The sequence below is a fragment of the Streptomyces sp. NPDC127098 genome, from assembly GCF_042722465.1.
Classification (GTDB): domain Bacteria; phylum Actinomycetota; class Actinomycetes; order Streptomycetales; family Streptomycetaceae; genus Streptomyces; species Streptomyces millisiae.
Genome location: NZ_JBHXFJ010000125.1, coordinates 1 through 7,874, shown reverse-complemented (window position 1 = coordinate 7,874; position 7,874 = coordinate 1). Strand labels below are relative to the sequence as shown.

Here is a 7,874-nt window from a genome sequence, read left to right as displayed (position 1 = left end):
GCGGGGAGGTCATTTTCTGTAATCACCTCGCGCACGTCTCCAGCCCCACCGCGCGCCGGCGCCCCACCCCCCCCCGCCCCCCCCCCCCGGTCCCCGGCGCCCACGCGGCGGGAAAGTCTGCGCAACCATGCTCCGCACCCTGATCCAGCATCCGGTCATCCGGCGCGCCGTCGCCTCCCTGGCGACCCTGCTGGGCGTCGCCGTGTTCGTCTTCGTCCTGCTGCGCGCCATCCCCGGCGACCAGATCACCGCGGCCCTCGGCACCGAGGCCGCCGCGCTCACGCCCCAGCAGCGAAGCGAGCTGGAGGCGTACTACGGCATCGACCAGCCGCTCGTGCTGCAGTTCTTCTCCTGGCTCGGCAACCTGCTGACCGGCAACCTCGGTTACTCCACCCGCTCGCAGGAGAGCGTGCTCGACCTCACCCTGGCGTCACTGCCGATCACCTTCGAGCTGGCGGTCCTCGCCATCCTGCTGGCGCTGCTCATCGGCGTGCCGCTGGGCATGCTCTCGGCGTCCAGGCCGGATTCGCCGCGCGACGCCGCCGGGCAACTGGTCGGCCTCGCCGGCCTGTCCATCCCGGCCTTCCTGCTGGCCACCACCCTGCTCTCGGTGCTGGCCTCCTCCTTCGGCTTCAACCCCAACGGCAAGGCGTTCGTGCCGCTCTTCGAGGATCCGGCACTCAACCTCCAGCAGATGCTGCTGCCCTCGCTCGTGCTGGGCTTCGGCATCGCCGCGCCGATCATGCGCACCACCCGCACCGCGGTGCTCGAGGTGCGGTCGCACGACTTCGTCCGCACCGCGCGGGCCAAGGGCGTCGGGGCGCGGCGGCTCCAGGTCCGGCACGTGCTGGGCAACGCGCTGGTGCCGATCGTCACCATGGTCGGGCTCCAGTTCGGCTACCTGCTGGGCGGGGCCGTGGTGGTGGAGCAGGTGTTCTCGGTGCCCGGCATCGGACGGCAGGTGCTGCTCGGCATCCAGCAGAAGGACTACGCGCTGGTGCAGTCCACGGTGCTGGTGATCGCCGCCGCGTTCGTCCTCGTCAACCTGCTGACCGACCTGGCCTACCGGCTGATCGACCCGAGGGTGCGTGCCGCATGACCGACCTCGCGCGAACCGCGCCCCTCGCGGTGCCGACCAGCCGCCGGGCGGGCCGGCTGCGGGCCGTGCTGCGCAGCCCGAGCGGCGTGATCGGCCTGGTGCTCGTCGTGCTGCTCGCCGTCGCCGGGCTGCTGTCGTTCACCGGGCTGCTGCCGCACGACCCGGTGGCCCAGGACCCGCCGAACCGGCTGCTCTCGCCCTCCGGCGACCACCTCTTCGGCACCGACCAGTTCGGCCGCGACGTGTTCTCGCGAGTCGCCGCCGGGGTCGGCAACTCGGTGCTGATCTCGGTCGTGGCGGTGGCGCTGGCCACGGTGGTGGGCACCGTCGGCGGCCTCGTCTCCGGCTTCTTCCGGGGCTTCGCCGACACGGCGATCGGCGGCCTGACCAACGTGCTGTTCGCCTTCCCGCCGCTGCTGCTCGCGCTGGCGCTGGCCTCCGTCTTCGACCGCAACTGGTTCACCATCGCGGTCGCCATCGCCGTCGTCTACGCGCCGATCTTCGTCCGCGTCACCCGCGGCCCGGTGCTGTCGCTGCGCGAGATCGAGTACGTCAAGGCCGCCACCAGCACGGGTCAGGGCCGGATCGCGATCCTGCTGCGGCACGTGCTGCCCAACATCGGGTCCATCGTGATCGTGCAGGTCACGCTCTCGCTCTCCTGGGCGGTGCTCACCGAGGCGTCCCTGAGCTTCCTCGGCCTGGGCGCGCCGCCGCCCGCCCCGTCGCTCGGCTCGATGATCTTCGAGGCACGCACGCTGGTGGAGATCGCCCCCTGGACGATGATCGCCCCGGGTGTCACCGTCGTGCTGCTGGTCGTCGGCCTCAACCTGTTGGGCGACGGCCTGCGCGACGCGCTCGACCCACGCAACCGAGGAGGACGCGCCCGATGAGGGTTCTTGGCATGATCTCCGGCACCTCGCACGACGGGATCGATGTGGCGCTGGTGGACTTCACCCTGACCGGCGACACTCTGCGCGGCGCCGTCGCGCACACCGCGAGCACCCCCTACCCGGCGGAGCTGCGCAAGCGGCTGGCGGCGGCGCTGCCGCCGGCCGCCACCAGCCTGGCCGAGGTGTGCGAGCTCGACACCCTGATCGGACAGGAGTTCGCGGCCGCGGCGGCGGCCAGCGTCGAGGCGGCCGGGCCCGTCGACCTGATCGTGTCGCACGGCCAGACGGTCTACCACTGGGTGTCGGGCGGGGAGGCCCTCGGCACCCTGCAGATCGGTCAGCCCGCCTGGGTCGCCGAGCGAACGGGCGTGCCGGTCCTGTCCGACGTCCGGATCCGCGACATCACGGCCGGCGGCCACGGCGCGCCACTCGTCTCCTACCTGGACGGGCTGCTGCTCGCCGGGCTCGGCGGCACCCCGGCCGCGCTCAACCTCGGCGGCATCGCCAACATGACGGTGCTGCGCGGCCCTTCCGACCTGTACGCGTACGACATCGGCCCGGCCAACGCGCTGATCGACGCGGTGGTCGCCGCGCGCGGCCTGCACCCGGCCGGCTACGACGAGGACGGCCGGATCGCCGCCTCGGGCACGGTGGACCAGCGGCTGCTCGACGTCCTGCTGGAGGACCCCTACTACCGGCTCGCGCCGCCGAAGAGCACCGGCAAGGAGCACTTCCACGGCGACTACCCGGCGCGCGCCGTGGCCTCGGCCGGCGTCGAGGTGTCCTCGGCGGACCTGGTCGCCACCCTCACCGAGCTGACGGTTCGCACCGTCGCCCGCGACGTGCTGGCCGCCGGCGTCGACACCCTGGTGGCCTCCGGCGGCGGCTGCCGCAACCCGGTGCTGATGGACGGCCTGCGGGCCGCGCTGCCGGGGGTTCGGGTGCTGCCCTCCGACGAGTTCGGCGCCCCGGCCGACGACAAGGAGGCCATCGCCTTCGCCCTGATCGGCTGGTGCACCGCGCACGGCCTGCCGGGCTCGGCCCCCGCCGGCACCGGCGCGCGGGCGCCGCGCGTGCTCGGCAGCCTCACCCCGGGCGCCGGACCGCTGACCCTGCCGACGCCGCTGGCCGCGCCACCGAAGGCGCTGACACTGAGCACGCCATGACTCCGGCGATCCGCGAGCTCCGCGAGATCCGCCCCGCGACGGCCGCGGACCTGGAAGGCGTCGTCTCGGTCTTCCTCGGCTGCTGGCAGGAAAGCTACCCACGCTTCCTGCCGGCGCCGCTGGTCGCGGCGATGACGAGGGAGCGAGCCACCGCACTGTGGCGCTCGGCGCTCGGCGAGGTACGGGTCGCCGCGGCGGACTCCGGCGAGATCCTCGGCGTCACGCGGTGGGCGACGGACGGCCTGATCCACTCGCTCTACGTCGCCCCCCACGCGCGGGGCCTCGGACTCGGCGCCGCCCTGCTGCGGGCCGCCACGAAGGCGCTGCGCTCAGCCGGCGCCACCGAGGCCCGGCTGTGGTGCTTCCGCGCCAACGAGCCGGCGCTCGCCTTCTACCGGCGCCAGGGCTGGCACGAGGACGGCACCACGCGCGTCCAGGACGAGTTCGGCGAACCGGAGGTTCGCCTGACGCGGGCGCTTGCCGCGCGGGAGGCCCGGTGAATCCGCTGGTGCTCGCCGCGCAGCGGCTCGTCGGTCGGGCGCCGCAGGCCGACGCCGCTCCGCCGGCCGGTGTGGTGCTCGCGTTGCGCGCTCCCGGGCTCTCGCTCGACGCCGTGGCCGGTACGCGTTCGCCCGACGGCGCGCCGATGACGGCCGCGACCCACCATGACCTGGCCTCGGTGACCAAGGTCGTGGCCACCACCACGGCGCTGATCCGACTCGTCTCGGACCGGCTCGTCGGGCTCGAAGAGCCGGTGCGCCGGTTCGTGCCGGCGTTCGCCGGCGGCGGCAAGGACGCGGTCACCGTGCGGGACCTGCTGCTGCACCGTGGCGGGCTCTGGGAGTGGTGGCCGCTGTACGTGGCCGCGCGGGGCGACCGGGACGCGGCGCTGCGGCACGCCGCCAGGCTGCCGTTGCGCTACCCGCCGGGGCGTGAACGCCACTACTCGGACCTCGGGTTCATGCTGCTCGGCCAGGTGGTCGAGGCGGCGGCCGGGCAGCGGCTCGACACCGCCGTGCGGGCGCTGGTGACGGAGCCGCTCGGCCTGGCGGCCACCCGTTACGGCCGCCCCGCCGGCGACGAGGTCGCCACCAGCGCCCGGGGCGACGACGTCGAGATGGCCATGCTGGACACCGGCCACCCCTATCCGGTGCCGCACCGCGCCGCCGACTTCGGCCGCTGGCGGCGGGGCCCGATCAGCGGCGAGCCGAACGACGGCAACGCGCACCACGCGCTCGGCGGCGTCTCGGGCCACGCCGGTCTGTTCGCGCCGCCGGCCGACCTGGTCGGGTTCGCGACCGCGCTGGCCGGCCACGCCGAGCACGACCGGCTGTGGCGTCCTGAGGTGGTCGAGGAGTTCTTCGCGCCTGGTCCCGACCCGGGCCAGTCGCTCGGCTTCCGGCGCTATGAGCTGGCCGTCGGCGCCGAGGCGGTCACGCTGCTCGGCCACCCGGGATTCACCGGCTGCGCGGTCGGCTTCGTGCCCGGCCGCGGCATCGCGCTGGCGCTGGCCGGCTGCCGGCTGTTGGCCGACGGGCCGCCGGTGTCGACCGACGACCTGTGGGCGGCGGCCCGCGCCGCCGCCGGCGAGGCCCTGACGTCCGCTTCGAACCACCCCGCACCACCGCGCGACCCGCGCACCAGCACGCGAAACAGGTGACCATGCATACCGCACCCCCCGTCCTGTCCATCCGCGATCTCTCCGTCTCCTTCCGCACGGGTGGCGTCGAGGTGCCGGCGGTCAGGGGCGTCTCGCTCGACGTCGCGGCCGGCCAGACCGTCGCCGTGGTCGGCGAGTCCGGGTCGGGCAAGTCGACGACCGCGGCGGCCGTCAACCGGCTGCTGCCGCCCGGCGGCCGCGTCACGGGCGGCCGGATCCGCTTCGAGGGCCGGGACCTGGCGGAGCTGAGCGAACACGAGATGGTCGGCGTGCGCGGCGCGGGCATCGGGCTGGTGCCGCAGGACCCGATGACCAACCTGAACCCGCTGATGCGGATCGGCGACCAGATAGCCGAGGCCCTGGTGGTGCACGGCCGCGCCACGGGGAAGGCGGCGCGGGCCCGGGTGGTCGAGCTGCTGGAGCTCGTCGGCATCCCGGAGCCGGCCCGCAGGGCCGACCAGTACCCGCACGAGTTCTCCGGCGGCATGCGGCAGCGCGCCCTGATCGCCATGGGCCTGGCCTGCCGGCCGAGGCTGCTGATCGCCGACGAGCCGACCTCGGCGCTCGACGTCACCGTGCAGCGCCGGATCCTGGACCAACTGGACGCGCTCACCGAGGAGATGGGCACCAGCGTGGTGCTGATCACGCACGATCTCGGTCTTGCCGCCGAGCGAGCCGACACCGTCGCGGTGATGTACCGGGGCGAGATCGTGGAGTTCGGGGAGGCGGCGCGGATCCTGGCCGCCCCGGGCCACGAGTACACCCGGCGGCTGCTCGACGCGGCGCCCAGCCTCTCCTCCACCTCGCTGGTCAAGGCCGCGGGGCCCACGGCCGAGCCGCGCGACCTGGTGGAGGTGCGGGAGTTGACCAAGGAGTTCCCGGTGCGCGGCGGCCGGGGGGCGGGGCGCGGCGCGGCGGATCGTTTCACCGCCGTCGACCGGGTCGGCTTCACCATCCCGCGCGGCCAGACGGTGTCGATCGTCGGCGAGTCGGGCTCGGGCAAGTCGACCACGGCCAACCTGCTGCTGGGGCTCGAACGACCGACCTCGGGCCAGGTGCTCTTCGAGGGCACCGACGTGGCGGGACTCGGCCGCCGGGAGCTGTTCGCCTTCCGGCGCCGGGTGCAGCCGGTCTTCCAGAACCCGTACGCCTCGCTCGACCCGCGCTACACCGTGGCCCGGTCCGTCGCCGAGCCGCTGCGGGTGCACCGGATCGGCACCGCGAGGGAGCGGGAGCAGCGGGTGGCCGAGCTGCTGGATCAGGTGGCGCTGCCGGCCGACATGGCCGACCGGCTGCCGCACGAGCTGTCGGGCGGCCAGCGGCAGCGGGTGGCGATCGCCCGTGCCCTGGCGCTCTCCCCCGACCTGGTGGTGCTCGACGAGGCGGTCTCGGCGCTCGACGTGCTGGTGCAGGCGCAGATCCTGGAGCTGCTCGCGGAGCTCCAGCGCGAGCTGGGGCTCAGCTACCTGTTCATCAGCCACGACCTGGCCGTGGTGCGGATGATCTCGCACCAGGTGCACGTGATGCGGGAGGGGCGGATCGTGGAGAGCGGCACCCCGGACCGGCTCTTCGCGGCGCCGGAGTCCCCGTACACCCGCGAGCTGCTGGCCGCGATCCCCGGGGCCGGACTGGCCGCCGCCTAGCCGCCGCCTGCCGGAAAACGGGGTGCGGAGGGCCGGCGTCGCTGGCATTCTTGGCCCTCGCGTCCGTCGTGGGAAGGGGAGCCGATGAGCACCGGGCAGAGCGGGTCACACGGGGTCGAGGCGCTGTTCGCGAGCGGGCGGCTGATCGCGATCCCGCGCCGCGCGGCGCGGCGTCAGCAGCTCCTGGAGCATCTGGCGGACACCCTGTTCGAGCCGGACCGCTCCTACGACGAGCGCGAGGTCAACGACGCGCTGCGCCGCGTGCACGACGACTGTGCGGCGCTGCGCCGCTACCTGGTCGACGACGGCTGGCTGACCCGCAGCCCCGACGGACGCCACTACCTGCTGACGCCGGTGCCGCAGAGCGCCTGACGGGCCCCGGCAGGGCCCGTCAGCTCTTGGTCGCGCCGGCCGTGAGGCCGGCCACCAGGTAGCGCTGGCCGAGCACCGCGGCCAGCACCACCGGCACCGACATCAGCGTGGCGGCGGCCATCAGGCCGCCCCAGTCGGTGCCGGCGTAGGAGATGAAGTTGAACATCGTGACGGGCACGGTCTGGGTGCTCTCGTCGGCGAAGACCAGCGCGAACATGAAGTTGTTCCAGCTGAAGACGAACGCCAGCAGCGAGGCCGTGGCGGTGCCGGGCGCGGCCAGCGGCAGCGCGATGCGCCAGAACGCGCCGAACGCGCTGAGGCCGTCGGTCCTGGCGGCCTCCTCCAGCTCCACCGGCAGCCGCTCGAAGAAACTGATCATGATCCAGAGGATGAGCGGCACCGAGACGAACATGTGGCTGAGGACCAGGACGGTGTAGCTGCCGACGAGGCCGGCCCTGGCGAACAGGTAGTACCAGGGCACCAGGAGCGACACCGCGGGAACGATGCGGGCGATGAGGATCAGCGAGCCGGTGCGGTACATCCGGAACCGGCCCACCGCCCAGGCGGCCGGCACCGCGATGACGGCGGAGAGGGCCGTGGAGATCGCGCCGACGATCAGCGAGTTCATCATGGCGCGCGGGATCTCGCTGTCGCCGAGCACCGCGCGGAAGTTGTCCAGGGTGGGCGAGAAGAACAGGCCCACGCTCGGGTCGGTGACCTGCACGTTGGTCTTGAAGGCGGCGGCGAACATCCAGACCACGGGCAGCGCGAAAACGAGGCAGACGGCGGCGATGGCGACACCTCGCAGCCAGGCGAGGTTCCGTCGCCGGCGTCGGTGCGCGACGGCGGCGGGGCTGGCGGTGGCGGTCGTCATGCGGACTCCCTCGTGACCCGGCGGCGGAGCAGGACCACGACGCCGATGATGAAGAGCGTGAAGAGTGCGAGGACGGCGGAGGCCAGCCCGTACTCCAGGTAGTCGAAGGTGAGGCCGTAGGCGTAGACGTTGAGGGTCTCGGCCTCGAAGTCGGAGCCGCCGCCGGGGCC

At 73.7% G+C, this 7,874-nt stretch carries 8 protein-coding genes and 1 pseudogene; 7 read left to right on the top strand and 2 right to left on the bottom strand.

Annotation, left to right across the window (positions count from 1 at the left end; translation table 11 throughout):
- The first annotated feature begins 127 nt into the window (after window positions 1-127).
- The 7 genes from ACFWI8_RS35830 to ACFWI8_RS35800 all read left to right on the top strand — a co-directional run bounded on the left by ACFWI8_RS35830 (window position 128) and on the right by ACFWI8_RS35800 (window position 6,830).
- A complete protein-coding gene (locus ACFWI8_RS35830; RefSeq protein WP_387100323.1) occupies window positions 128-1,099 on the top strand; it encodes an ABC transporter permease in 972 nt (323 codons plus the stop codon).
- On the top strand, window positions 1,096-1,989 hold the full coding sequence (locus tag ACFWI8_RS35825; protein ID WP_387100320.1) for an ABC transporter permease: 894 nt from the start codon (window positions 1,096-1,098) through the stop codon (window positions 1,987-1,989). The genes ACFWI8_RS35830 and ACFWI8_RS35825 overlap by 4 nt, the downstream gene beginning before the upstream one ends.
- On the top strand, window positions 1,986-3,155 hold the full coding sequence (locus tag ACFWI8_RS35820) for an anhydro-N-acetylmuramic acid kinase (protein WP_387100317.1): 1,170 nt from the start codon (window positions 1,986-1,988) through the stop codon (window positions 3,153-3,155). The genes ACFWI8_RS35825 and ACFWI8_RS35820 overlap by 4 nt, the downstream gene beginning before the upstream one ends.
- Complete coding sequence (locus ACFWI8_RS35815) at window positions 3,152-3,655, top strand: GNAT family N-acetyltransferase (RefSeq protein ID WP_387100315.1); 504 nt, start codon at window positions 3,152-3,154, stop codon at window positions 3,653-3,655. The genes ACFWI8_RS35820 and ACFWI8_RS35815 overlap by 4 nt, the downstream gene beginning before the upstream one ends.
- Window positions 3,652-4,815, top strand: coding sequence for a serine hydrolase domain-containing protein (locus ACFWI8_RS35810; RefSeq protein ID WP_387100312.1), 1,164 nt, complete (start codon window positions 3,652-3,654; stop codon window positions 4,813-4,815). The genes ACFWI8_RS35815 and ACFWI8_RS35810 overlap by 4 nt, the downstream gene beginning before the upstream one ends.
- Before the next feature lie 2 nt (window positions 4,816-4,817).
- Window positions 4,818-6,458, top strand: coding sequence for an ABC transporter ATP-binding protein (locus ACFWI8_RS35805; RefSeq protein WP_387100310.1), 1,641 nt, complete (start codon window positions 4,818-4,820; stop codon window positions 6,456-6,458).
- A gap of 84 nt (window positions 6,459-6,542) precedes the next feature.
- Window positions 6,543-6,830 carry a DUF2087 domain-containing protein gene (locus ACFWI8_RS35800; RefSeq protein ID WP_311595809.1) on the top strand — a complete coding sequence of 96 codons (288 nt, stop codon included), beginning with the start codon at window positions 6,543-6,545 and terminating at the stop codon, window positions 6,828-6,830.
- 19 nt (window positions 6,831-6,849) lie between these two features.
- On the opposite strand, the gene ACFWI8_RS35795 is transcribed toward ACFWI8_RS35800, so the two are convergent.
- Window positions 6,850-7,704, bottom strand: coding sequence for a carbohydrate ABC transporter permease (locus ACFWI8_RS35795; protein WP_387100306.1), 855 nt, complete (start codon window positions 7,702-7,704; stop codon window positions 6,850-6,852).
- Window positions 7,701-7,874, bottom strand: a pseudogene (locus tag ACFWI8_RS35790) (sugar ABC transporter permease); the annotation flags it as partial. The gene ACFWI8_RS35795 and the pseudogene ACFWI8_RS35790, both read right to left, overlap by 4 nt.

Coding starts and splice junctions, on each gene's coding strand:
- ACFWI8_RS35830 (WP_387100323.1), top strand. CDS start 128: ATGCTCCGCACCCTGATCCAGCATCCGGTCATCCGGCGCGCCGTCGCC.
- ACFWI8_RS35825 (WP_387100320.1), top strand. CDS start 1,096: ATGACCGACCTCGCGCGAACCGCGCCCCTCGCGGTGCCGACCAGCCGC.
- ACFWI8_RS35820 (WP_387100317.1), top strand. CDS start 1,986: ATGAGGGTTCTTGGCATGATCTCCGGCACCTCGCACGACGGGATCGAT.
- ACFWI8_RS35815 (WP_387100315.1), top strand. CDS start 3,152: ATGACTCCGGCGATCCGCGAGCTCCGCGAGATCCGCCCCGCGACGGCC.
- ACFWI8_RS35805 (WP_387100310.1), top strand. CDS start 4,818: ATGCATACCGCACCCCCCGTCCTGTCCATCCGCGATCTCTCCGTCTCC.
- ACFWI8_RS35800 (WP_311595809.1), top strand. CDS start 6,543: ATGAGCACCGGGCAGAGCGGGTCACACGGGGTCGAGGCGCTGTTCGCG.
- ACFWI8_RS35795 (WP_387100306.1), bottom strand. CDS start 7,704: ATGACGACCGCCACCGCCAGCCCCGCCGCCGTCGCGCACCGACGCCGG.